The following is a 22,744-nucleotide window of genomic DNA, read 5'->3' as shown; positions in this document are numbered from 1 at the left end:
ACGATGACCGGTCGGGCCGGACCGCCCGACTTACCGGACACGGTCCAGCCGGGCAACGCCGATTTTGGCGTCTGCCATCCCGTAGAAGACGTACCGGAGCCCGTCGACCTCCTCGATCGCGGTCGGGAAGACCACGTTCGGCACGGTGCCGGAGCGCTCGTCCTCCGTTTCGGGCACCAGGATCGGCTCGGCGGTACGGGCAAGCACCCGGCCCGGGTCGGCCGGGTCGAGCAGCATCGCCCCGGCCGCGTACTCGACCTTCTGAGTGCTGGGGTCGAAGGTGTCGGGGATGTGGCCGGTCACCCCGTGGTGGATGAGCAGCCAGCCCTCCTCCACCCGGATCGGCGGCGGGCCGGCGCCGATCTTCAACTCCTCGTACGGGAACTCGGACAGGGCGACGCAGCGGTGGTCGCGGAGCCGGACCAGGGCGGTGATGTCGGAGTGCACCTCCTCGGCGGGGACGTAGGAGATCCAGATGCCGGGCCGCTCGTCGGTGATTCCGGCGGGCAGGTGCACCCCCTCACCGGGGCGGAACCAGCCCAGGTCCCACATTGGACGGTGCAGCATCGCGTAGCAGGGCCGGCCGTCCGGGCCGGGTACCGGCTCGGGGAAGAAGACCGCGTCCTTGTTCGGGAAGAGGTTCAGGTCGGTGTCCAGGCCCGGCTGGTAGGCGAACTGCATCGGACCGAGGCGGCGCCAGGTGCGCAGGTCGGTGGAGACGGCCAGGGCCAAGCGCGGCCCGAGTGGCCCGTAGGCGACGTACGTCATCAGGTGCATACCGAGGCTCGGCACCCAGGTGGCGCGCGGATCCTCTACCCCGGCGTTGTTCAGCCCGCGCTCCCACCTCTCGTCGGGGGCGAGGACGACGCCGCGGCGGATCACCCCGGCCGGTACCCCGTCGTGGAACTCGACCTCGGCGAGCCCGACCCGGGAGACGTTCCCCTCGGCGACCAGCCGGGGCAGCAGGTGGAGCTTCCCGTCCGGGGTACGCCCGCTGGCCGGGTTGAGCACCCCCTCGACCTCCAGCGGCTCCGCCGCCTCGGGCGCCATGACCACGCCGAGTCGGGTGAGGGTGTACGGGACGACGGTGGAGACAGTCAACGGTTCAACCCTTTACGCCAGATCCGATGTTGCTGGAAGTGAAGTGCTTCTGAAAGGCGACGAACAGCGCGACGGCTGGTGCGGCCAGGACGCAGGCGCCGGCGAGAATCGCGCCGTACGGGTTGGCGGCCCGCGCGGCGACGTTGCTCAGGTAGTTGGCGAGCGAGACCGCCAGCGGCTGCATGTCGGTCTGCTTCGTGATCAAAAACGGCCAGAGGAACTCGTTCCACGGGCCGATGAAGGTCAGCAGCACCACTGTGAGCAGTGCCGGGCGGACCAGCGGCAGCGCGACCGACCAGAGGATGCGCAGTTCGCCCGCGCCGTCCATCCGGGCGGCGGCGAAGAGGTCGGCCGGCAGTTGCAGGAAGAACTGCCGGAAGACGAAGACCGCCGTGGTGTTGATCGCATACGGCAGGATCATCCCGAGGTAGGAGTCGGCCAGCCCGTAGCCGCGCACGATCAGCACGTAGAGCGGGATCAGCAGGAGCTGGAACGGCACCACCTGGACCAGCAGGACCAGCGCGAAGAGGGTGCCCCGGCCCCGGAAGCTGAGTTGCGCCAGCGCGTAGCCGGCGAGTACGCCGAAGACGACCGTGCCGAGGATGACCCCGCCGGTGAAGATCCCGGAGTTGGCAAGGGACCGGAGCAGGTCGATCTCGGCGTTGATCTCCCGGTAGTTGTCCAGGGTGAGGCCGCCGGTAGGGAAAGCCCCGGCCGGGGAGGTGTCCGGTTCGGCCTGCAACGACCCGATGAACATGTAGTAGAACGGGAAGATGAAGGCGAGCGCGAAGGCGACCAGGGCCGTAGTGCGCAGCACCCGTCGGAGGGTGCCGGGGCGACGGCGTGCCACGGACGCGGACGCGACTCCGGGTGCGGGTGTGGGTGCGGGTGTGGGTGTGCCGAGGGTGCTGGTCGACATGTCAGGGCCTCTCCAGCAGTCGACGGTTGATCATCGATACGGTGACGACGCCAACGACGAGCAGCACACCGATCGCCGCCGCAACGTCCGGGGCGCCCTGCTCGATGCCGCGCTGGTACATCAGCAGCACCGGGGAGGTGGAGGCGCCGTTCGGGCCGCCGCCTCCGGTGAGCAAGTAGGGCTCGGTGAAGAGGTTCGCGCCGGTGATGGTCGCCAGGATCACCACCAGGGTGGTGGCGGGGCGGACCGCCGGTACCGTCACCGAGCGGAACCGCTGCCAGGCAGTCGCCCCGTCCACCGCCGCCGACTCGTACAGCTCCTTCGGGACGGTCTGCAACGCGGCGAGGTAGAGCAGGATGAAGAAGCCGAGCTGCTTCCAGGCCACGAAGACCGCGATGAGCGGCATCGCGAGCGTCTCGTTGACCAGCCAGGACGGGTCCGGGGCGAGCGGGCCGAGGACCCTGTTGACCAGGCCGTCCGAGCTGAACAGGAAGAGCCAGACCCCGACCACGGCGACGCTGGCGGTCACGTACGGCACGTAGTAGGCGACCCGCAGGAAGGTGCGCCCCCGGATGGACCGGTTGAGCGCCACGGCGAGCGTGAGCGCCAGCACGGCGGTGAGCGGCACGTTGATCAGCAGGAAGACCAGAATGTTGCCGAACGCCTGCCGGACCCCCGGGTCGCCGATCACGGCCCGGTAGTTCTCCAGCCCAACGAAGGGACGCTCGACCTGGGCTCCCGGCGCGGCGAAGAAGTAGTCGTGGAAGCTCATCCAAACGGCGAACCCGAGCGGGTACGCGAAAACCAGCACGATGAACGCGGCGTAGGGCGCGGTCAGGGCCAGCCCGACCGGGTGACGGCCGAGCAGGGCCGTCACCGGTCGGCGGCCGGGGTGCTGGTGCGTACCCCGGGTGAGGCGGGCGCTCATCGCTGGCCGGCTAGCCCGTCGACCTTCTGCGCGGCGTCGCCGAACGCGTCGGCCACCGGCCGCTTGCCGAAGATCACCGACTCGGAGTACGCATCCCGGAACGTCTGCCAAATGGTGATGGAGTTCGGCACGTTCGGTACCTCGACGGTGCGCCCGGCCTGGTCGGCGAAGTCGCGGTAGGCGGGCTTCTGGGTAAAGAAGTCCGCGTAGGTGGCGGTCAGGTCGGTCCGCAGCGGCATCTGGCCGGTCGCCTTCAGCAGCGCGCCGTCCTGCTCCTGGCTGGTAGCGAACTTCAGCACCTCCCAGGCGGTGCCCCGCTTCTGGCAGGAGGAGTACATGGCGGCGTTTTTGGCGTCGCTGAAGGTCTTCGTCTCGGCGGCGGGCTTGCCGGCGGAGGTCGGGACCGGCTTCAGACCCCACTTGATCTTGTTGCCGTAGACGGCGATCGCCCACGGGCCGACGATCGCCATGGCGGCCTTGCCCTCACCGAAGGAGTCACCGTTGTACTGCTCCTTCGGGGCCAGTCCTTCGGCGTAGAGGGTCTTCCAGAAGTCGGCGACCCGCTGCCCCTCGGCCGAGTTGAGTTGCGCCTTGCCGTCCTCGACGAGCTGCTTGCCGCCGGTCTCGGCGACGAACAGCGGGTAGAAGTCGAACCAGGACTGGAAGAACTGGCTGGTCGGCGAGGGGTAGATGGCCGCCTGCGCGGCGCCGGAGGACTTGATCTTCCGACTCGTGTCGAGGAACTCCGCGTACGTGCCGAGCGGCGGGTTCTCCGAATCGACACCGGCCTTCTGCATGATCGCCTTGTTGTAGACGATCATGACCGGGTTGGCCTTCCAGGGCATCTGGTAGTACTTGCCGTCCGGCGACTTGTACTGCTCGGCGACCGAACCGGACCGCTGTTCGATGTAGCCCTTGGCGCCCTCGAAGTCGTCCAACGCGACCAGCCCGCCCTGCTTCTGGAACTGCGGCACCGCGGCCGGCGCGGTGTTGAAGATCAGGCAGGGGGCGTTCCCGGCCGTGATCGCGGCGCCGATGACCTCCTCCGAGGACTTGCCGGCCGGGATCTCCTGGGCGGTAATCTTCTGGTCGGCGTGCTGGCTGTTCCACGCCTCGACCATCGCCGTGCCCCAGGCCAACTCCTCCTTGTTGTTGGAGAGCCAGATGGTGATCGGCCCCTTGGCCGAGGAGTCGGCCTTGGCGTCGGAGCCGCCGTCACTGCAGGCTGCGGTGAGGCCGAGGGAGAGCACGAGCAACGCGGCGGGGACGGTCCGTTTCATGATGGGTCTCCGATCTCGACTGCCGTGACGATCGACCGGCCGGGCCGGCGCGACGCCGGCCGGCCGGTCACGGCGGTGGGGGTGGTGGGGGTGGTGCGGCGGTGGAGGCGCGAACGACGAGCTGCGCGGGGGGCATCTCGACATCCGCGCCGCCGTCGCCGTCGATGAGGTTGAGCAGGGTACGGGCGGCGGCGCCGCCCCACCCGGACGGATCCGTCCGGACGCTGGTCAGCGCCGGGCTGATGTGGGCGGCCAATTCGGTGTCGTCGAAGCCGGTGACCGAGAGCCGGCCCGGGACGTCCAGGCCACGCTCCCGGGCCACAGCCATGCCGGCCATCGCCGTCACGTCGTTGGCGTAGATAATCGCGGTCGGCGGCTCGGCCAGGTCGAGCAGTCGGTGGGTGGCTGCGGCCCCACCGGCCGCCGAGAAGTCGGAGGGCACGCACGGCCCGGGCGACAACCCGGCGGCCCGCAGCGCGTTCTCCCAGGCCTCCCGCCGCGCCCTCCCGTGCAGGAAGTGGTCCGGGCCGGCGACGTGCGCGACGTGCCGGTGCCCCAACTCCACCAGATGGCGTACAGCGGCGGTGATCCCCCGCCGATCGTCGACGAGCACCGCCGGGAACGGGCTGGCAACGTCGGGACGGCCGAGGGTGACGGCAGGCAGCCGCAGCTCCTCCAGCAGGGCGATCCGGGGATCGGCGATCCGCAGGTCGAGGAGGAAGACCCCGTCCACCCGCCCATCGGCGGCCAGACGCCGGTAGCCCGCCTCCTCCGCCCGCTGGCTGGGGACGACCTGGAGGACCAGCGCCTGGTTCCGCTCGACCAGGACTCGTTCCACGCCGGCGATGAAGGCGGGGAAGAACGGGTCGGCGCCGAGCAACTCCGGCGGGCGCGCCAGGACCAGGCCGACGGCGAACGCCCGCGAGGTGGACAGGGCCCGGGCACGGTGGCTCGGGGTCCAACCCAGCGCCTTCGCCGTCGCCAGGATGCGCTGGCGGGTCTCCTCGGCCACCCCGGGCCGGCCGTTGAGGGCGAAGGAAACCGCTCCCTTGGAGACCCCGGCGGCACGGGCGACGTCGGTAATTGTCGGCCGGTCTCGGCTGACCAACTCGGCCTCCTTCCCGTACCCGCCAGAGCGCGGAGCACCACTGTCGCTAAACCGGTTTGGGGAATGCTAGACCGGTTTAGCAGACGGATCAATAGGTCGTTCCGATCACAATCAGTGACCATGCCGTGCTGATCATGAGAGAAGATCACCGGTAGACCCGGCCGAGGGCCGGCCGCCGCGCGACCCAGACGCGTCGACCGGCGGCTGGCAACTGAGCCCTTCGACGCGCGAGGACGACCACTGTGTCCGACTACAACGAGATAGACGCCTTCGGTGTGAACTCTCGGCAAGCCGGTCGGAATCGGGTGTCGTCCGAGGTCATCCGGCTTGCGGAGGGTCGTCTCGGCCTGGCGCGGCTAGTGTGCCGCGCCGGAAATTCGCCTACAAAATCGCGCGAGTGATTCGAGGATCTCTTCGGCGGTCTTGGTCCAGATGAACGGTCGGGGGTTGCTGTTCCAGTCGGCGATCCAGGATCGGATGTCAGCTCCAAGGGCCTGGACGCTTTTGTGGGTTCCGCGGCGGACTTTCTGGTCGGTAAGGAAGCCGAACCAGCGTTCGACCTGGTTGATCCATGATGAGCCGGTCGGGGTGAAGCGCATGTGGAACCGCGGGTGTTTCGCCAGCCAGGCACGTACTGCCGGCGTTTTGTGGGTGCCGTAGTTGTCGCAGATCAGGTGCACGTCGAGCTCGGCCGGGACGCTCTTGTCGATGGTGATCAGGAATTTCTTGAACTCGGTCGCCCGGTGCTGACGGTGCAGCTCGCTGATGACTGAGCCGTCGGCCACGGCCCCGGCGTTGTGCCGACTTGCGGTGGTCTGTTCACGTTTTGGGGGTGGAGTTGTGGGACGAGCGCGACTTCTGATGATCTTTCGGGTGCCTACGCCAGAAGATCGTTTCAGGAGCCGCGCTCGTGTCCTCATCTTCCCCGATCAGCCCTGCTGTTGACCACCTCGCGGATCTGGCCCTCTGGGAGGCCGAACTTGCCACGGACCCGTTGTCGGTGCCGTCATCGCTGCTCAACCGTCTAGGGCAGGTACCCAACCCGCGCCGGCTGCGGGGTCTTCGCCACCGGCTCGTGGTGATCCTGGTCCTGACCGCGTGCGCAACCTTGGTGGTGGGCAACGACTCCGTGGCGGCGATCCGGCAGTGGGCGGCGGGTACCCCGCAAGATGTCCTGCACCGGATCGGGGCCCGGTTCGACCCGCTGCTCGGCCGGTACACCGTGCCCAGCGAACGGACCTTCCGCCGGGTCCTGGCCGGTCTGGACGGTGACGCCCTCGATACGGCGACCTGCGGATACGCCGCGGACGTCGTGCGAGGCGATGCGCCCGTCCCGGTCATCGCGGCCACCGCGGGACCCCTCGAACGGGAGCAGCGCCGGGCCGAGCAGCGGGCGGTGACCCACCCGCGGCCGGCCGGGCTGCTGCCCGCCGCCGCGGTCGACGGGTAACTCCTGCGCGGGACCCGCACCCCGACCGGGCAGGTGTTCCTGGTCGCGTCGATCACCCACCACGGCGGCGTGATCCTGGGCCAACGCCAGGTCCCGGACAAACGCGGCGAGAACACGGTGGTCGCCGACCTGCTGGCACCCCTCGATGTGGCCGGGATGATGCTGACCTTGGACACACTGCACACGACGAAGAAGACCGCCCGCCTGATCACCGAGGTCCTCGACGCCCACTACCTTCTGGTCTTGAAGGGGAATCAGCCCCTCGCCTACCAGGCCGCCCAGGCGCTGCTACGCGGTACCGACACCGAGTTCGCCGACCACACGCACGTCGACGACGACCGCGGACACGGTCGCACCGAACGCCGGACCCTACGCACCGCACCGGCCGATGACAGCCTGTTCCCCGGCGCCCGCGGTGGCGTTCGCGGCGAGGACGACGGCGGATCGCAGCCGGTGGGTGTGTTCGGTGGTGGCGGCCGCGTCGAGGGCCGTGCCGGTGGTGGCGGCGGTGTCGGCCAGTGTTTTCAACTCCAGCAGGGCGGTGATTGCCTGCTGGGCGTATGCGGCGATGAGGGTGTCGGCGTTGTCCACGACGTAGACCAGTTCGCGCAGGACGTGGGCGTTGCACAGGGCGTGCGTGGCTTGGGTGTAGGTGTCGTAGGGCGCCCACGCGTCATGCACGGCGATCCCGGTGAACACGGGCAGGATCCCGGCGTCGTTCATCGCCGCGGTCCCCCGTTTCGGGTGCGCGGTGTACAGGACATCGGTGGGGGTGGACGCGGAGTGCAACCAGCCCAGCCCACCGGCGGTGCGCCACCCGGTCTCGTCGAAATGCGCCACCGGCGCCGCGGTGATCCGGTCGCGGATCACCGGTAGGACCGTGTCGATGACGCCCAGGGCGGCGCGTTTCACCCAGCACGCCACGGTGCCCGCGCTGACCGGCGCGGCGAACACCTCGGCCAGGGTCTGCGCGGTGCGCCCGATCGACAGGAACTGCCCGTGCAGCAGGTACACCCCCAGGGCGGCGATCCGCGGCCCGTACGCCACCGGCGCGCTCGCCTGCGCAGGTACGCCGGCCTGGGTGTGGTGCCCACACGGGCAAGCCACGGTGATGATCTCGTGCTGGGTCACGACCAGTCTCGGCTCGGAATGCCGAACACCTGCCGGATCAGTACTCCCACCTGCGTCGCGTCGTCACCCAGACCGGCACCGCAGCTGGCACACGCCGCCGGGACATGCCGCACCGTGACGTCCGGCACGGCGACGCGCTCCAAGGTCGACCCGGGCTGCCCCGGCGGGCGTCCCAGTCCCCGACCGGTCTTCTTCCGCAGCGACTTCGGCGCGGGCTTGACCAGGCCATCCGACGAGGGTGGCTTCGACGAGTTCCTCGACGACATACCCAGCCGGGCCTCCAACTCGGCGATCCGGCCGAGGGCCTGCTCCAACCGGGCCACCAACACCGCGTTCAAACGCCAGCAACTCGTCATACGACGGCGGCTGCGGCGACTCGGCGAACACGATCCGCCAACCTACCAGCCTCCACCATGGACACCTCTGGCGGCCAACGACCTATCCGGTCACCCGGATTCTTGTTGAGATCACGTCACTGCTGGACCGGCGTGCGAATGTCGTCGAGCTTACGGTCTCGGGGCCGAACGGAAGGATCGAGGGCCTCAATCTGCGGCTCTATGAGCCCCAGCCGGGGCGCTGGAGCCTGACCTTCGTGAACCTCCGCGATGGACTGCTCACCCCGTCCGTGCATGGCGGGTTCCACGACGGTGTGGGCGAGTTCTACGGCGACGACCAGCTCGGGGGACGCGCGATCAGGGCGCGTTTCCTCATCTTCCGGCAGGGGCCGGACAAGGCGAGGTCCGAACAGGCCTTCTCAGACGACGGCGGGAAGACATGGGAGACGAACTGGATCGCCGCGGACAATCGAATTGCCAACGCCAGGTGAGCATTTTTTTCTATAACCTCGGCGGCTGGTCCTCGCCGAGGTCCGCGACGACATGCGCGACTTGAAGCTCGTGCGAGTCATCACCATGGCGTGCCCTTCTTCAGATCGCCGGTTTCATCGACCACCAGCACCGCGTTCGGGCCACCGAACCGGTCGGCGATCAGCTGCCGCAGGTCGTCGCGGACGACGTCGGCGTCCCACACCGCCCGGTATCAGGCCGACGAGGAACTCGGTGAAGAGGCCGGCGCGCGATGGGGTACGGGAGGCCGGAGGCGCGGAGCAGCCGCTCGGTGTGGCCGTTGGTGTACGCGTAGCAGAACGGGGAGGTCACATCCGCGTCGAGGCCGCTGAGCAGCACCACGTGCCCGACCCCGGTCCGCGTGGCCGCGTCGAGGACGTTGTGGTGGTGGACGAACACCCGCGCGGCCTCGCCGTCGCTGGACACGAACACCAGCGTGTCGTTCAGGGCGGCATGCAGCGCCGCGGGGTCGTCCGGCGGCGGGTAGCGGGATCGCACGACGGACGGTAACCGGTTACATTCGTCGAACCGGTTCAATCAAGACCGCCAGGAGGTACCCGGTGACGAACACCAGCGGACCCCAGCCGTCCGACGCCCGGACCGATTGGGAAGCCCGCATCGCCCGCCGCAGCGACGAAGGCGACACGGCCGCGCTACCCGACCTACCACCACCGGCCCGCCTCACCGCCACCCCCGGCCGCGGACACGTCCGCCTCTCCTGGCATCCCGTCGACGGCACGGTCGGCTACCTGGTGCATCGTGCAACGCTGGATGGCGATCGGGTGTCCGGCCCGTTCACCCCGCTGGACCACCTCGGCGGCGACGTGCTCTCCGTTCCCGACACCTGGTACGTCGACACCACCGGCACGCCGGGCGAGCGGTATGCGTATGCGGTGGCTGCCGTACCCGAGGTGACCGTGACCAGCGCGCTGAGCGACCCGGTCACGGCGGCCGCCCTGCCCGGCGCCGGCGAACCAGGCACCGTCACGCTGCGCCTCGACGCGGACGCCCCGGGCACCACCCTGCACCGTCCCTGGCAGCCGATGATCGGCAGCGAGCGGCTGTCCCAACTGCTCTGCCGGGACCACTCAGGCGGCCGGGAGATCGGCATCGAACTGCTGGCCGCGCTCCGCCGGGTACGCGAGGAGATCGGCGTGACCGCCGTGCGGGCGCACGCGATCCTGCACGACGACCTCGGCGTCTACCGCGAGGTCGACGGCGAGCCGGTGTACGACTTCAGCCGCGTGGACCAGATTTACGATCTACTCCTGGGCGTCGGAATGACGCCGGTGGTGGAGATCGGGTTCATGCCCCGCGATCTGGCCAGCGATCCGGACCGCACCGTCTTCAACTATCGCGGCATCATTTCCCCGCCGCGCGACTGGGACCGGTGGTCGGGGCTCGTTCGGGCGCTGGTGACCCACCTGCTGGACCGGTACGGCGAGCAGGTGCTCGGTTGGGACTTCGAGGTGTGGAACGAGGCCAACCTGGAGGTCTTCTGGAGCGGCAGCCACGAAGAATGGATGCGGCTGTACGACGTGACCGCCCGCGCGGTCAAGGACGTCGACCCGCGGATCCCGGTCGGTGGGCCCTCGTCGGCGGCCGCTGGCTGGGTGGACGCGCTGCTGGAGCATGCCGTACGGTCCGGCGCACCGGTGGACTTCGTCTCCACCCACACGTACGGCAGCCCGCCGCTGGACCTGCGGCCCACTCTGGCCCGCCTCGGCTTCCCCGACGCGCGGATCCTGTGGACCGAGTGGGGCGTCACCCCCACCCACTTCCACCCGATCAGCGACGGTACCTCGGCCGCCACGTTCCTGCTCACCGGCATGCGGTCGGCCGCAGGCAGGGTCGAGGCGCTGTCCTACTGGGTGGCCAGCGATCACTTCGAGGAACTCGGCCGGCCGCCGAGGCTGCTGCACGGCGGGTTCGGCCTGCTCACTGTCGGCGGTATCGCCAAGCCGCGCTACCACGCGCTGCGGATGCTCGCGCAACTCGGCGAGACCGAACTGCCGGTACGGGCCGCCGGCGACGGCGCGGACGGTCTGGTGCAGAGCTGGGCCAGCCGGCGCGGCGACGGCAGCCTGGCGATCCTGGTCTGGGTGTCCACCCTCGACCAGGGCAAGCGGGACGGAGACCCGGCGCTGGCCCGGCGGATCCGGTTGGTCATCGACGGCGCGGCCGGACGGCCCGCCCTGGTTTCCCGGCTCGACCGGGAGCACGGTGACATCACCACCCTCGCCGACCGGTTGGGCGTCGCCGAGTGGCCGACCGATGAGCAGTGGGCCGCGCTGCGCGCCGCCGACCAGGTCGCGGCGGAGAAGGTGCAGCCCTCCACAGACGCTGGAGCGGCGGTGATCGAGCTGGACCTGCCGCAGCCCGGCGCGGTGCTGGTGGAGGTCCCCGGGGCCTGATCCCTGCCCACCCCGGTGCGTCGTCGGCCGGGGTATCGGGCAGCCAGGTCCGCGGACCGGCCGGCCTCGGCTCGGCTCCCGCGGTGCCGACCACTCGAAGGATCGTGCTCGATTGCGGAAGTAGCGCCCTACGGCGCGTGGCCGTGGGCCCTACTTCGCTGCACCGCGACGGGTTGGGCAGGTCGACCGTTACCTTTTCCGGCGCCGTCAGGCGGCCCCACGCAGCTGTGGAAGGCTCTGGTTGGCCGGCACGTTGAAGGTCTCCTGTGCGATCAGTGGACGGATCCGGCGTTCGAACTGTGGCGAGACGAACGCGCGGCGCAGGAGGTCGTTGGCGAGCTCGTTGCCGAGCGCACCCATGATCATGGCTTGATCGAGCGAGAGGTAGCGCTTGGCCACGGTGCCGCTGCCGACCGCGATCGCGTCGTAGAAGCCGCCGGGACCGTACGAGTCGAAGTTGGCCCTGAGGCGGGCGAGGTTGTCGACGACCGCTGCCTTGGCGTACGGGAGGGCGAGGAACGCCGCGTGCGGGGTCACCACGCCGTCGCCGTAGTCGGGGTCCGGGCCGGCTGGGCGGCAGTCACCGAACCCGGCGTCGTACTTCGAGCGCTCCATGTCGGACGGGTAGCCGTCGGTGTCCATGCCTATCGCGTCGACGCCCCAGGCCTGGTAACCGCCGGCCGGGTCGCTCGCCGGGGAAAAGCCCCAGTATCCGTACCCGGCGTCGTTCATCCCGTGCTCAATCTGGCCGGCGACCGTCGCGGGATGGTTGCGGCCCCAGCTGTTGGGGGCCCACTGCGCTTCGGGCACGAACAGGTCCGGCATCAGGGCCTCGAACATGTCGCCACCCCAGCTGGGTACGAACTGGATGCCGCGGTACCGGTACGCGCCCTCGTACACCGGCACGCCCTCGTAGGTGGTGTCGAAGCCGACCGGCTGCATCTCGTGCCAGCTCCAGTCGCAGGTGGCCGGCAGGGTGCGCATCGTGTTGTAGTAGGCCTTCGGTGGGATCTGGCCCATCGCGATGCCGAGGTACGTCGCGATGCGCGGCTCGGTGACGGTGATGTCGTAGTGGTTGCAGGTGAACCAGACGCCGTCGCGCTGCTGCGAGCACCCGGGGGGCGGCGCGTCCCAGAAGCCGCCGGCGATCAGGCCGCTGGCCCCGAACGGCGTCGACGCCGCCGGGTTGTAGTAGAAGCCGAAGTTCATCTTTCGCAGGATCGCGTCGGCCTTGCCGCGCAGCTCCGGCACGGCGCCCTTGACCACGTTGAGCGCGGCCGCCAGCCAGCCGTTGTCCACGCTCGACATAAAGGGATAGACCGGGTCGCCGTTGTCGGGCCATACCGTGACGACCGAGCCGTCTCGCGGGTCGTACCAGTTGTAGTACATGCCCGACGCGGTGTGATGCTTGAGCCGGGCGAGCGTGTCGAGGGTCCTGGCGATCCGCTGGCGGGCTTCGGCCCGCGAGATGATGCCGAGCCTACTGGCGACCACCGCAGACCACAGGTAGCCGCCGATGTTGGTGGGGGACGTGTAGGTGGCGCGGCCGCCGGCGGCAAGGTCGCCGGTGATGTTGTCGGCGACCAGGCCGGTGCCGGGGTCGGTCATGGCGGCCATCGACCGCCAGGTGTCCGTGGCGTAGCGGAGCAGTGCCCGGTCGGGGCCGCGCTCGCCGGGTGCCGCGACGGCGGCCGGGCCGCCTGCCAGCACGAGTGCCAGCGCGAGCAGCGGTGCGAGAAGGCGTCGCATGGGTCTCCTTGTCTGGTTCGGGGATGGTCACTTGATTCCGGTGGTCGCGATGCCGCGCAGGAAGTGCCGCTGGAGGAACAGGAACACGATGAGCACCGGGAGCACCACGACGACCGCGCCGGCGAGGAGCAGCCCGTAGTTGCGTTCGTTCTCGCCGACGCTGTAGAGCGCGAGGGCGACCGGCAACGTGTACTTGTCCTCCGTGGTGGCGACCACGAGGGGCCACAGGAAGTTGTTCCAGGACGCGAGGAACGTGAGGATCCCGAGGGTGGCCAGTGCCGGCCGGCACAGCGGAAGCACCACCCGCCAGAAGATCCGGAACTCGCCGGCGCCGTCGACCCTGGCGGCCTCGATGAGCTCGTCGGGGATCGACTGGAGGAACTGCCGCATGAGGAACACGCCGAACGGTCCGACGAGGAACGGCAGGATCAGGCCGGCGTACGTGTTGGTCAGGCCCATGTTGCTGACCAGCACGAACTGCGGGACGAAGGTGACCATGCCGGGCACCATGAGCATGCCGAGCACGGCCAGGAAGAGCGCCCGCTTGCCGGGGTACCGCAGCTTGGCCAATGCGTACCCGACGAGCGAGCAGAACAGCAGGTTGCCGACCATGACCAGCGTCGCGACCAGTGCGGAGTTGAAGAAGTAGAGCGGAAAGTCGAGCCGGGAGAACAGCCCACGGAAGTTGTCGAGCGTGACCGTCTCGGGCCACCAGGTCGGCGGCACGTCGCGGATCTCCCGCTCCGGCTTGAGCGATGACAATGCCATCCAGAGGAACGGTCCGGCCACGGCGAGTAGCCCGAGGAGCAGGACGGCGTAGAGCGCGGCCTTCGCAACCCGATCGCGGGTACGCAGGGTGGTGTCCTTCGTGGCCATCGTCAGTTCCTCTCCCCCAGCAGGCGGAACTGCACGACCGACAGCGCCACGATCGCCAGAAAGAGCACGTAGCTGGCGGCGGCCGCGTAGCCGTAGTTGCCGAAGCCGAACTGGTTGTAGATGTGGAACGACACCGACAGCGTCGAGGAGAGCGGGCCGCCCTGCGTCATGACGAGCGGCTCCTCGAAGAACTGGAGATAGCCGATGCCGGTGATCACCCCGGCGAAGAGCAGCGTCGGCCGGAGCATCGGCACGGTGACGTTGCGGAACTGCTGCCACCGCGTCGCGCCGTCGAGCGTCGCCGCCTCGTAGAGGTCGGCCGGCACCGCCTGGAGTCCGGCCAGGAAGATCACCATCAGGAAACCGAAGTTGCGCCAGGCCGCCATGACGATCAGCGACGGCAGCGCGAGCGTGGTGTCGTACAGCCAGTTCGGCCCGTCGACCCCGACCAGGCGCAGCAGGTTGTTGACCAGCCCGATCTCGGGATCGAGCAGGAAGCGCCAGACCACCGCGATCGCCACGATGCTGGTCACGACCGGCAGGTAGAAGCCGACCCGGAACAGCGCGCGGAAGCGTACGAGCCCGGAGTTGAGCGCGGTCGCGGCGGCCAGGGCCAGCACCATCGTCAGCGGCACGCCGATGACGACGAAGACCAGGGTGTTGACCGACGAGCGCAGGAACAGTTGATCAGAGAACAGGCGGGTGTAGTTGTCGATGCCGACGACGTTGACGGCCAGCGGGTGGCGCAGGTCGGTGGAGCGCAGGTCGGTGAAGCTCATGAGCAGCGAGACCACCACCGGCAGTGCCATGAACACGAGGAACAACACGGTGAAGGGCGCAGAGAAGGCCCAGCCGGTCAGCGCCCGCTGCAGGCGCTGCCGCCGCCGGACCGACCCGGCGGGCCGGTCGGGGCTCGTCGCCCCGGCCGGTCGCGCCGGTGCCGTCGCCGCGGGGGCGGCGGCCATGTCAGCTCCCGGTCCCGATGGCGCTCGCTCTCTCCTGGATCGCCTTGGCGGTCGCGGCCGGGTCCGCATTCTGCTTGCACAGCTTCTCGGCCTCAAGGTCGAAGGCAGCCGCGATCTGCTCCCAGGTCGTGATCGCCGGCGGCGCCTTGGCGCTCTTGAGCTGCTGGCCGAACGTGGTCAGGAACGTGTCGCCGGACAGCGTCGGGTCGTTCCAGGCCGACTGCACCGCGGGCAGGTCCTTGACCGCCTGGTACCACCTGACCTGCACCTCGGGCCGGCTCAGCCACTGCACGAACTTCCAGCCGCCGTCGCGGTTCTTGGCATCCTTGAAGACCGCGAGATTGCTGCCGCCGATGAACGAGGTCGACGACTTCTTCGTCGGCATCTGCGCGACCGCGTACTTGTCCTTGAAGCCGGCGCCGCCCTGCTCCTCGACGATGCCCATGTGCCATGGGCCGGAGATGAAGGAGCCGATCTCACCCTTGACGAAGCCGGGCTCGAGCGAGCCGTCCGGCAGCGCGGTCGGGGACAGGCCCTCCTTGAAGAAGGACTGGTAGTAGGCGAGCGCCTCGGTCATCTCCGAGGTGTCGAAGCTCAGCTTGTCGGCGCTGGCCACGTCCGCGCCGTTGGACCAGGCGAACGGCAGGACCGACTGCCAGCTGCCGGTCTTGCCGGGCTGGAGGTTGAGGCCCCACTTGGCGCCGGCCTTCTCCTTCATGCCCTTGGCCATGGCCTTGAGGTCGTCCCACGACTTCGGGCCGTCGGGAAACCCGGCCTTGGTGGCCAGGTCCTTGCGGTAGTAGATCAGCCGGGTCTCGACGTACCAGGGGACGCCGTACGAGGTGTTGTCGACGATCGTGGTGTCCCAGGCGCCGGGGAAGAAGTCGTCTTTCTTGATGAGGTCCGGCGGGGCCGGGTCGAGCGCACCGGTCTTGGCGAACTCGCCCTGCCAGGTGGTACCGATCATCGACACGTCCGGCGTCTGCTTCGCGGCGATGGCGCTCGCGATCTTCTGGTGCGCCGCGTCCCAGGGCACCGCCGTCACGGAGACCTTGGCGTCGGGGTTCTCGGTGGAGAACTCCTTCGCGAACTCGGCGAGCTTCTCGCCTTCGGTGCCCATCGCCCAGACGGTGATGTCCCCGCTCGCCTTTCCCGCGCCGACGGACTTCGCCTCGTCCTGGCCGCCGCCCGAGTCACGGCCACAACCGGCCAGCGCGACCGACGCGGCCAGGACGACCGCGGCCGCGGCGGTTAACCGCCTACTTCTCATCTCGTACCTCCGGAGGTTGGTGGTTTCGATGGGTGTGAGCTACTCACCTGCCGGTACCTCCGGTCGGAGGCGCCGAGCAGCCGCAACTGCCGCGCAGGACGAGTTCGGTGGGCAGCACGAGACTGCCCGCAGGAGTGTCGCCGGGCTTGTCGGCGGCACGCAGGATCAGCCGGGCCGCCTCGGCGGTGAGCTCGCGTACGGGTTGCCGGACGGTGGTCAGGGACGGGGTGACGAGGGCGGCGGCCGGCACGTCGTCGAAGCCGGTGATGACCAGGTCCTGCGGCACCCGCAGGCCCCGGCCGAGCGCACCGACCAGCACGCCGAGGGCGATCTCGTCGTTGGCGCAGACCACCCCGGCGGGCCGGGGTGCGTCGCCGCCCAGCAACTGGTCGGCGGCGAGCAACCCGTCGGCCTGCTGCATGCTGACCGCGACCGGCTCGTTGGGCGGCTCGATGCCGAGGTCGTGGTGCGCCCGCCGGAAGGCGGCCCAGCGTTCGTTGACGTCGGGCGAGCCGGCCGGGTTGCCGACGAAGGTCAGCTCGCGCAGGTCGTGGTCGGCGAGCAGGTGACGGGTGAGCGCCAGCATGCTGCCGGCGTTGTCGGCGCGTATCGAGGGGATGTCGCCGGGCCCCTCGCCGGCGACCACCACCACGGGGACCATCCCGGCGAGCCGGAGCAGCGCCCCGTCGGCGATCGTGCCACCCATGACGGCGACGCCGTCCACCCGGCGGCCCATCTCCAGCACCTGGTCGTCGGAGTCGGAGCGCAGGTGCGTGCAGAGGATGTGCACGCTGGCCCGCGACCCCACCGCCTCGGACTCGAAGCCCTGGATCAGCTCGGTGAAGTAGGGGCCGGACAGACCGGGGAAGACCAGACCGAGGGCGCCGTGCCGGCCGGCGGCCAGGGCTCGGCCGAGGTGGTCGGGGCGGTATCCGTGCTTCTCGATCGCCTCTAGCACCCGTCGCCGCATCTCCTCCGAGACCTGGCCGGTGCCGTTGGAGACGCGCGAGACGGTCGCCACGGAGACGCCGGCGAGCCTGGCGATCTCGCGAACCGTCATACGGCTGTTGCCCATCGCTCCCTCAATCCGTAACCGGCCTCACAGAAACCGGTTTCAGGCGACCATAGGCAGCCGCGACGAAGTTCACAACCCTCGGGTCCACAATCTCCCGTGCGAGGAGGCCTGCCCCTGTGGGGCTCGAGAATTGGGTTACATCGGCTGACCTGCGGTTCGGCACATGCTCGCCGCCGGCGTGGCCGACACGATGGCGGCCATGACCGCGTCCCTTCTGTACCTGCTGCTTCGGCAGGTCCTGCAGATGTTGACCCAGATCGTCCGCGATGGCGGGGCCAAGGATGTCGAGATACTTGTACTCCGCCACCAGGTGGCGGTGCTACGCCGAGAGGTGCACCGCCCCGATCTCGAACCGGCCGACGGGGTGGTCCTGGCCGCCTTGTCGCGGCTGCTGCCCCGCCCGCTCTGGGCGGCGTTCTTCGTCACCCCAGCGACCCTGCTCCGCTGGCACCGACAGCTGATCTCGCACTGGACCTACCCGCACGCCCGGCCCGGCCGGCCACCGGTCGACCAGCAAGTGCGGGAGCTGGTGCTGCGACTCGCCGCGGAAACCCGACCTGGGGACACCGCCGGATTCAGCCCCGGTAAACGTGTCAGCCGGCCTTGACGTCCTCCCAGCGGGGTGGGCGGCGCTTCAGGTACGCCCGGACGCCCTCCCGAGCCTCGGCGCTGCCCATCGCGGCCCCGGCCTCCCGGGCCGAGATCGCGCCCCAGGCATCCGCGGGGGCGTCCGCCACCTCCCCGAGCAGCGCGACGGTGCGCCGCAGCGCCACCGGTGAGGTGCCGCCGAGCGACGCGACGATACGGTCCACCTCCGCCGCCAGGTCCGCGTCCTCGACGACCCGGCTGAGCAGCCCGGCGGCGAGAGCCTCCGCGGCGCTCCGCTGACCGCCGGTGAGCAGCCAGTCCCGGGCACGCTTGTCCGGCATCACCCGCAGCGCGTCCACTAGCACGAGCGACGGCACGACCCCGATCGCCAGCTCCGGCAGCAGGAACCGCGCCGAGCTCGCAGCCACCGCCAGGTCGCAGCGGCTGACCAGGGAGACACCGAGCCCGGCCGCGACGCCGTGCACCGCCGCGACCGTCACCTGGGGCAGCGACCCCAGCGCGTCCAGCATCGCGACATGCCCCGCGAACACCGCCTCGCACTCGGCCGGGCCCAGCTCGCCCAGCTCCCGGAACTCCGCGATGTCCCCGCCGGCGCAGAAGCTCGGACCGAGGCCGCGCAGCACGAGCGCGTCCACGTCCTCGTGGCCCGCCATGTCGTCGAAGACTTCCCGCAGCGCCGCGACCATGTGCCGGTCCACCGCGTTGCGGCGGTCCGGCCGCGCCAGGCTCACCCACGCGCAGCGGCCCTCGATCTTCACCTCGACCATCAGCGTGCCTCCCCCGCCAGCAGCCCGTGCAGCAGCAGATCGCTGAGCTGCACGCCGATCGCGTCAGCGGAGAGCCGTCCACCGGGCCGATACCAGCGGTACGTGGAGTTCAGCATGCCGAGGATCGTCAGCGTGTCGACGCGGTCGTCGGTGACCCGCAGCTCCCCCGCCTCCCTGGCCACCCGCAGCAGCTCCTGGATCCCCGCGGTGTAGCGGTCGCGCCGCGCGATCACGGCCGCCTTCGGCTCGGGGTCGAGGTACTTCAGCTCCTCGCTCACCACCGCCATTGAGTGGTGGTAGTTGTGCAGGATCCGGAAGTGCCCCACCACCATCCGGGCGAGCGTCTGCGCGGCCGAGCCGGGCGTGTCGAGCACCGCGCCCTGCATGGCGATGCCCTCCTCCACGACCGCGCTCTGGATCGCGAACAGCACCTCCGCCTTGTGGCCCACGTGATAGAACAGCGCGCCCTTGGTCAGTCCGGCCGCGTCGGCGAGCTCGCGGGTGGCCGTGCCGTGGTAGCCACGGGTGCTGAACAGCTCGGTCGCCGCGTGCATGATCCGAGCCATCGGCTCGTCGGAGTCCGCGGTGGACCCGACCTCGGGCACGCCCTCGACCCAGCTCGCCGGTTCGCCTGCGGTGTCGGCGCCCGGCGGCAGCAGGCCGCGGAGGAACAGATCGCTCACCACGCGGGCAATGGCGTCGGGCCGGGAGTTCCGCCGCGGCCGGTACCAGCGGTACATCTCGGTGAGCGCGCCCAGCACGCCCTGTGCGAGCAGCCTTACGTCCCCGCGCACGAACACGCCAGACTCCATGCCGTCGGTGAGGATGTCCCGCAGCACGGCCTCGTACGTGTCGCGTCCCCGGTAGATCTCCTGCTTCTTATCCTCCGGTAGGTGCTTCCGCTCCTCCATGAAGACGCGGATCTCCTGCGTGTGGTTGGCGACCACGTTGACGTGCGTGCGGAGCATGTGCTCGAAGCGCTCCACCGCTGTGCCCGCCCCGGTGACCTCCTCGAACACGGTCCGGTTCAGGAAACGGTCGTGGATCTCGAAGAGGATCTGCTCCTTGCTCGACATGTACCGGTAGAGCGTGCGCTTGGTGACCCCGGCCGCCTCGGCGATGTCGTCGGTGGTGGCGCCGTGGAACCCGCGCTCGTCGAACAGGCTGGTCGCCGCGTCGAGGATCGCGCGACGGCGCTGCTCCTCCGCGAGGGCACGGCGGGACGTCCGCGGAGCCTGCTCGGTGGCTACCCGTATGTTCATGCTGCTCGTCCTACCACGACGGCCTGACCAAGAATGTCCCCGTACCGACCGCCACGAGCGCTCCCGTGTTCGTCGTCACCTCGGCCCGGGCGGTGGCGACGGACCGTCCCGCCCGGATTACGGTGGCCTCACACTCCAGATCCTCGTCAACGACCGGCCGTAGGTACTGCACGTTGAGGTCGATCGTCGGCGCCGACCGCGGATGGATCAGCGACGAGACCGCCCACGCCATCGCGACATCGATGAGCGTAGCGGTGACCCCGCCCTGGAGCACGCCGAGGTGCTGCCGGTGTACCTCCCGGAACGGCAGGCAGACCACCGCGGAGCCGTCCCCGCAGCGCTTCATCGTCATCCCGAGGTGGGCCGGCAGCAGCCCCGGGGCGAATGCCTCCACCTGCTGCTCCTCCAGCGAGCTCACGTCTGCGCCTCCAGGAACCGCTTCCGCAGCAGGTACCGCTTGATCTTGCCGCTCGCCGTCATCGGGAACACCTCGACCAGCTGGATATGCCGCGGCGCCTTGAACCGGGCCAGGTGTCCGAGCACGAACTCCCGCAGCTCCTCCGGCGACACACTGGTGCCGGGCAGTAGTTGCACGTACGCGACGCCGACCTCCTCCAGCCGCGCGTCCGGCACGCCGACGACCGCGGCCATCGCGACCGCGGGGTGGCGCAGGAGGGCGGTCTCGACCTCGATCGGGTCGACGTTTTCACCGCCGACCTTGTACATATCCTTGATCCGGCCGCCGTACCGCACATACCCGTCCTCGGTCAGCGCCGCCAGGTCCCCGGTGCGGAACCAGCCCTCGTCGTCGAGGACGGCCGCGGTGGCCTCCGGCTTCTTGTAATAGCCGAGCATCACCGGGTGCCCGCGGACCACCAGCTCGCCGCTCTCCCCGGCCGGCAGCGACTCGCCGGCCGGCCCGACGATCTTCACCTCGAACCCGGGCAGCGGGTACCCGACCGTGTCTCCCCGCCGCTCGAACGGGTCCTCGATGCCCGCCAGCGTGGTGATCGAGGTTGTCTCGGTCATCCCGTACACGTTGATGGCGGGGCTGATCTTCTCGGAGACCAGCCGGATCAGGTCGCCGGTGCCCGGCACGAGGCAAAGGCGGACCCGGGACAGGTCCCGGGAGGGGAACGTCGGGTGCTGCAGCTGGTCGTAGTACATGGTGGCGACGCCGTACACAACCGTGGCGCGCTCGCGCTCGATCAGCTCCAGCGTCTGCGCCACGTCGTACGACCGCTGCAGCACGATGCGGCCGCCCGCGTACATGAAGCTGAGCAGGGCCGCGGCGCCGAAGACGTGGAACAGCGGCAGGTACAGCACCAGCGTGTCCTCGGACGAGATCCGCATCCGGTCGGCGGCGTCGCACATGTTCCGGATGACCTTGTGCGAGTGCATCGCGCCCTTGGGGAACCCGGTCGTCCCCGAGGTGTAGAGCATCAGCACCACGTCGTCGGCGTCCACGGTGGACAGCCGTGCGGCAAGGTCGGCCTCAGAGGTCTCATCCGCCCGCGCGAGCAGATCGTCCAGCGGCAGCGCCCCCTCCGGGCAGCCCTCCCCGGCCACGACGACCGTGTGCGCGCTGACCCGGTCGTCCCGGAGCACCGCGAGCGCATCGGCGGCCAGGTCCCGGTCCCGGATCCGGTCCCCGACGACAAGGATCACCGAGTCTGACTGGCCGACGACGTACGCCGCCTCGTCCACGGTGAGACCGGTGTTCACCGGCACGAGCACCGCGCCGATGCGGGCCGCCGCAAGGTAGAAGCAGACCCATTCCAGCCGGTTGCCCATCCAGATCGAGACGCGGTCGCCGGAGGAGATGTCGAGCGCCATCAGGGCCCGGCCGTAGCGGTCCGCTTCCGCGGAAAGCTCGCGGTACGTCAGCCGCCGCCAACCGTCCACACAGGCCTCGCGGTCGCCGGACCGCTCGATCGCCCGCTTCAGCAGAGCGCCGATCGTTACCCCGGCCATGTCCTGGGTCATCACACCTCCCATAGAGTCCGGCGCGCTCGCGCTCACCGCGAGCACCGCGCGATCACGTCGCCGTAGGCCGCGATGCTCGCGAGCACGTCGGAGTGCTGGAGCCCCGGCCACTGCATCCGCAGGCCGAGGAACGACGTGTTCACCTCGGCGCGGTACCGCTCGACCTGCTCGACGCACCGATCGACGTCCCCGAGCACGAACGAGTCCCGGGCCATCTCGTCGAACGAGCCGACCTCGTGACCCCACCGGGCGTACGCCGCGTACTTGGTCTCCAGCGCCGGCCGGGCGATCCGCACGGCGTCGTCGTAGCTCGCCGCGCAGTACGCCTCGCGCAGGATCGGGAACTGCTTGTCCTCCGCGCGCACGCCCTCGGGCAGCGCGTCCCGATACCACTGCTGGCGCTCGACGATCGTGCCGATCGGCAACTCGGGCGACACCAACCACTCGTCTCCGATGCGCGCGGCCTGGGCGACGCCCTTCGGTCCGGTGGCCCCGATCCAGAACGGAGTGGCCTCCCGGTTCGCGGGCAGCAGCCGGAGCCGGGCCTCGTTCAGCTCGACGCCGTTGCCGCTGTACGTGACCGGCTTGCCGCTCCACAGCTGTCGAAGCAGCTTCACGGTCTCGGCGAGCCGACCGGCCCGCACCTTCCGCGGTACGCCGAGCGCCTGGAACTCCTCCTCGCGGTACCCGGCCCCGGCCCCGACGATCAGCCTGCCGCCGCAGAGCACGTCCAGCGTGGCGAGCTCCTCGGCCAGCAGCACCGGCGGGTACATCGGTGCCAGCAGCACTGCGGTGCCAAGGGACATCCCCTCGGCCTCCGCGGCGACCCGGGAGAGGAACGGGATCGGCTGGAGGAACTGGAAGTCCGCGAGGAAGTGCTGGGTCACCCAGATCGAGCCGAACCCGGCCTCCCGCGCGGCCCGCACCTGCTCCAGCGCCTGGCCGAGCTGGGCCTGCGGGTCCTCGCCCTCCAGGAACTGGCCGGCCAGCAGATACCCGAACTTCATTG

General features: G+C 69.9%; 23 protein-coding genes and 2 pseudogenes. 5 read left to right on the top strand and 20 right to left on the bottom strand.

Features of this window, described 5'->3' with window-relative positions; all coding sequences use genetic code 11:
* Positions 1-30: 30 nt before the first annotated feature.
* The 6 genes from ACFYPS_RS30310 to ACFYPS_RS30285 all read right to left on the bottom strand — a co-directional run bounded on the left by ACFYPS_RS30310 (position 31) and on the right by ACFYPS_RS30285 (position 6,121).
* Entirely contained in the window at positions 31-1,101 is a 1,071-nt protein-coding gene (locus tag ACFYPS_RS30310; protein WP_354967767.1) for a hypothetical protein, read from the bottom strand.
* A gap of 4 nt (positions 1,102-1,105) precedes the next feature.
* Positions 1,106-1,918, bottom strand: a complete 813-nt coding sequence (locus ACFYPS_RS30305; protein ID WP_354967768.1) for a carbohydrate ABC transporter permease — start codon at positions 1,916-1,918, stop codon at positions 1,106-1,108.
* A gap of 103 nt (positions 1,919-2,021) precedes the next feature.
* Complete coding sequence (locus ACFYPS_RS30300) at positions 2,022-2,948, bottom strand: sugar ABC transporter permease (RefSeq protein ID WP_354967769.1); 927 nt, start codon at positions 2,946-2,948, stop codon at positions 2,022-2,024.
* The gene (locus ACFYPS_RS30295; protein ID WP_354967770.1) at positions 2,945-4,228 is read right to left on the bottom strand and encodes an extracellular solute-binding protein; all 1,284 of its coding nucleotides are present in this window, start codon (positions 4,226-4,228) and stop codon (positions 2,945-2,947) included. Before ACFYPS_RS30295 ends, ACFYPS_RS30300 begins: the two co-directional genes overlap by 4 nt.
* Positions 4,229-4,295: 67 nt before the next feature.
* Positions 4,296-5,336, bottom strand: coding sequence for a LacI family DNA-binding transcriptional regulator (locus ACFYPS_RS30290; protein ID WP_354967771.1), 1,041 nt, complete (start codon positions 5,334-5,336; stop codon positions 4,296-4,298).
* Positions 5,337-5,692: 356 nt separating this feature from the next.
* A complete protein-coding gene (locus ACFYPS_RS30285; RefSeq protein ID WP_387328803.1) occupies positions 5,693-6,121 on the bottom strand; it encodes a transposase in 429 nt (142 codons plus the stop codon).
* 125 nt (positions 6,122-6,246) lie between these two features.
* Here ACFYPS_RS30285 and ACFYPS_RS30280 point away from each other — a divergent pair, with 125 nt between their 5' ends.
* Both ACFYPS_RS30280 and ACFYPS_RS30275 read left to right on the top strand, forming a co-directional pair.
* On the top strand, positions 6,247-6,786 hold the full coding sequence (locus ACFYPS_RS30280; RefSeq protein ID WP_354967772.1) for a transposase family protein: 540 nt from the start codon (positions 6,247-6,249) through the stop codon (positions 6,784-6,786).
* 33 nt (positions 6,787-6,819) lie between these two features.
* A pseudogene (locus tag ACFYPS_RS30275) lies at positions 6,820-7,119 on the top strand (hypothetical protein); the annotation flags it as partial.
* 36 nt (positions 7,120-7,155) lie between these two features.
* Here the strand turns inward: ACFYPS_RS30275 and ACFYPS_RS30270 are convergent.
* A complete protein-coding gene (locus tag ACFYPS_RS30270; RefSeq protein ID WP_354967773.1) occupies positions 7,156-7,917 on the bottom strand; it encodes a transposase in 762 nt (253 codons plus the stop codon).
* On the bottom strand, positions 7,914-8,246 hold the full coding sequence (locus ACFYPS_RS30265) for a DUF6444 domain-containing protein (RefSeq protein ID WP_387328829.1): 333 nt from the start codon (positions 8,244-8,246) through the stop codon (positions 7,914-7,916). Before ACFYPS_RS30265 ends, ACFYPS_RS30270 begins: the two co-directional genes overlap by 4 nt.
* A gap of 263 nt (positions 8,247-8,509) precedes the next feature.
* Here ACFYPS_RS30265 and ACFYPS_RS30260 point away from each other — a divergent pair, with 263 nt between their 5' ends.
* Positions 8,510-8,743 (top strand): hypothetical protein, encoded by a 234-nt coding sequence (locus tag ACFYPS_RS30260; RefSeq protein WP_354967774.1) that lies wholly within the window; start codon positions 8,510-8,512, stop codon positions 8,741-8,743.
* 89 nt (positions 8,744-8,832) lie between these two features.
* On the opposite strand, the pseudogene ACFYPS_RS30255 reads toward ACFYPS_RS30260, so the two are convergent.
* Positions 8,833-8,949: pseudogene (locus ACFYPS_RS30255) on the bottom strand (IS701 family transposase); the annotation flags it as partial.
* Entirely contained in the window at positions 8,904-9,260 is a 357-nt protein-coding gene (locus ACFYPS_RS30250) for a hypothetical protein (RefSeq protein ID WP_354967775.1), read from the bottom strand. The gene ACFYPS_RS30250 and the pseudogene ACFYPS_RS30255, both read right to left, overlap by 46 nt.
* Positions 9,261-9,322: 62 nt before the next feature.
* On the opposite strand from ACFYPS_RS30250, the gene ACFYPS_RS30245 reads away from it, so the two are divergent.
* On the top strand, positions 9,323-11,176 hold the full coding sequence (locus tag ACFYPS_RS30245) for a xylan 1,4-beta-xylosidase (protein ID WP_354967776.1): 1,854 nt from the start codon (positions 9,323-9,325) through the stop codon (positions 11,174-11,176).
* 207 nt (positions 11,177-11,383) lie between these two features.
* Here the strand turns inward: ACFYPS_RS30245 and ACFYPS_RS30240 are convergent, their stop codons facing one another.
* Genes ACFYPS_RS30240 through ACFYPS_RS30220 form a run of 5 tightly spaced genes read right to left on the bottom strand, consistent with a single transcriptional unit; the run spans position 11,384 to position 17,111 of the window.
* Positions 11,384-12,925, bottom strand: coding sequence for a glucoamylase family protein (locus tag ACFYPS_RS30240; protein WP_354967777.1), 1,542 nt, complete (start codon positions 12,923-12,925; stop codon positions 11,384-11,386).
* Between the two features lie 27 nt (positions 12,926-12,952).
* Entirely contained in the window at positions 12,953-13,801 is an 849-nt protein-coding gene (locus tag ACFYPS_RS30235) for a carbohydrate ABC transporter permease (RefSeq protein ID WP_354967778.1), read from the bottom strand.
* A gap of 2 nt (positions 13,802-13,803) precedes the next feature.
* Entirely contained in the window at positions 13,804-14,766 is a 963-nt protein-coding gene (locus ACFYPS_RS30230) for a sugar ABC transporter permease (protein WP_354967779.1), read from the bottom strand.
* Between the two features lies 1 nt (position 14,767).
* A complete protein-coding gene (locus ACFYPS_RS30225) occupies positions 14,768-16,036 on the bottom strand; it encodes a sugar ABC transporter substrate-binding protein (protein WP_354967780.1) in 1,269 nt (422 codons plus the stop codon).
* Positions 16,037-16,079: 43 nt separating this feature from the next.
* Positions 16,080-17,111, bottom strand: a complete 1,032-nt coding sequence (locus ACFYPS_RS30220; RefSeq protein ID WP_354967781.1) for a LacI family DNA-binding transcriptional regulator — start codon at positions 17,109-17,111, stop codon at positions 16,080-16,082.
* 199 nt (positions 17,112-17,310) lie between these two features.
* Here ACFYPS_RS30220 and ACFYPS_RS30215 point away from each other — a divergent pair, with 199 nt between their 5' ends.
* Complete coding sequence (locus ACFYPS_RS30215) at positions 17,311-17,718, top strand: hypothetical protein (RefSeq protein ID WP_354967782.1); 408 nt, start codon at positions 17,311-17,313, stop codon at positions 17,716-17,718.
* On the opposite strand, the gene ACFYPS_RS30210 is transcribed toward ACFYPS_RS30215, so the two are convergent.
* From ACFYPS_RS30210 to ACFYPS_RS30190, 5 genes are read right to left on the bottom strand one after another with little or no spacing between them, the layout of a single operon-like run.
* A complete protein-coding gene (locus ACFYPS_RS30210; protein ID WP_354967783.1) occupies positions 17,705-18,487 on the bottom strand; it encodes an enoyl-CoA hydratase-related protein in 783 nt (260 codons plus the stop codon). The two genes, ACFYPS_RS30215 and ACFYPS_RS30210, sit on opposite strands and share 14 nt — an antisense overlap.
* A complete protein-coding gene (locus tag ACFYPS_RS30205; protein WP_354967784.1) occupies positions 18,487-19,749 on the bottom strand; it encodes a TetR family transcriptional regulator in 1,263 nt (420 codons plus the stop codon). The genes ACFYPS_RS30210 and ACFYPS_RS30205 overlap by 1 nt, the downstream gene beginning before the upstream one ends.
* A gap of 10 nt (positions 19,750-19,759) precedes the next feature.
* Positions 19,760-20,167: a PaaI family thioesterase gene (locus ACFYPS_RS30200; RefSeq protein WP_354967785.1), complete on the bottom strand. Its 408-nt coding sequence runs from the start codon at positions 20,165-20,167 to the stop codon at positions 19,760-19,762.
* Positions 20,164-21,735, bottom strand: a complete 1,572-nt coding sequence (locus ACFYPS_RS30195) for an AMP-binding protein (protein ID WP_354967786.1) — start codon at positions 21,733-21,735, stop codon at positions 20,164-20,166. Before ACFYPS_RS30195 ends, ACFYPS_RS30200 begins: the two co-directional genes overlap by 4 nt.
* A 32-nt stretch (positions 21,736-21,767) precedes the next feature.
* Positions 21,768-22,742 carry an LLM class flavin-dependent oxidoreductase gene (locus ACFYPS_RS30190; RefSeq protein ID WP_354967787.1) on the bottom strand — a complete coding sequence of 325 codons (975 nt, stop codon included), beginning with the start codon at positions 22,740-22,742 and terminating at the stop codon, positions 21,768-21,770.
* Between the last annotated feature and the right edge of the window lie 2 nt (positions 22,743-22,744).

The organism is Micromonospora sp. NPDC005087, assembly GCF_042872965.1.
Taxonomy (GTDB): domain Bacteria; phylum Actinomycetota; class Actinomycetes; order Mycobacteriales; family Micromonosporaceae; genus Micromonospora.
Note: the sequence above shows the minus strand (reverse complement) of the source record. Positions and strands in the feature narration are given on the sequence as shown.

Excerpts from the sequence above, each read along its gene's own strand:
- ACFYPS_RS30220 (WP_354967781.1), bottom strand. The coding sequence starts at position 17,111 with ATGGGCAACAGCCGTATGACGGTTCGCGAGATCGCCAGGCTCGCCGGC.
- ACFYPS_RS30190 (WP_354967787.1), bottom strand. The coding sequence starts at position 22,742 with ATGAAGTTCGGGTATCTGCTGGCCGGCCAGTTCCTGGAGGGCGAGGAC.
- ACFYPS_RS30240 (WP_354967777.1), bottom strand. The coding sequence starts at position 12,925 with ATGCGACGCCTTCTCGCACCGCTGCTCGCGCTGGCACTCGTGCTGGCA.
- ACFYPS_RS30205 (WP_354967784.1), bottom strand. The coding sequence starts at position 19,749 with ATGAACATACGGGTAGCCACCGAGCAGGCTCCGCGGACGTCCCGCCGT.
- ACFYPS_RS30225 (WP_354967780.1), bottom strand. The coding sequence starts at position 16,036 with ATGAGAAGTAGGCGGTTAACCGCCGCGGCCGCGGTCGTCCTGGCCGCG.
- ACFYPS_RS30210 (WP_354967783.1), bottom strand. The coding sequence starts at position 18,487 with ATGGTCGAGGTGAAGATCGAGGGCCGCTGCGCGTGGGTGAGCCTGGCG.
- ACFYPS_RS30215 (WP_354967782.1), top strand. The coding sequence starts at position 17,311 with ATGACCGCGTCCCTTCTGTACCTGCTGCTTCGGCAGGTCCTGCAGATG.
- ACFYPS_RS30295 (WP_354967770.1), bottom strand. The coding sequence starts at position 4,228 with ATGAAACGGACCGTCCCCGCCGCGTTGCTCGTGCTCTCCCTCGGCCTC.
- ACFYPS_RS30235 (WP_354967778.1), bottom strand. The coding sequence starts at position 13,801 with ATGGCCACGAAGGACACCACCCTGCGTACCCGCGATCGGGTTGCGAAG.
- ACFYPS_RS30300 (WP_354967769.1), bottom strand. The coding sequence starts at position 2,948 with ATGAGCGCCCGCCTCACCCGGGGTACGCACCAGCACCCCGGCCGCCGA.
- ACFYPS_RS30195 (WP_354967786.1), bottom strand. The coding sequence starts at position 21,735 with ATGACCCAGGACATGGCCGGGGTAACGATCGGCGCTCTGCTGAAGCGG.
- ACFYPS_RS30230 (WP_354967779.1), bottom strand. The coding sequence starts at position 14,766 with ATGGCCGCCGCCCCCGCGGCGACGGCACCGGCGCGACCGGCCGGGGCG.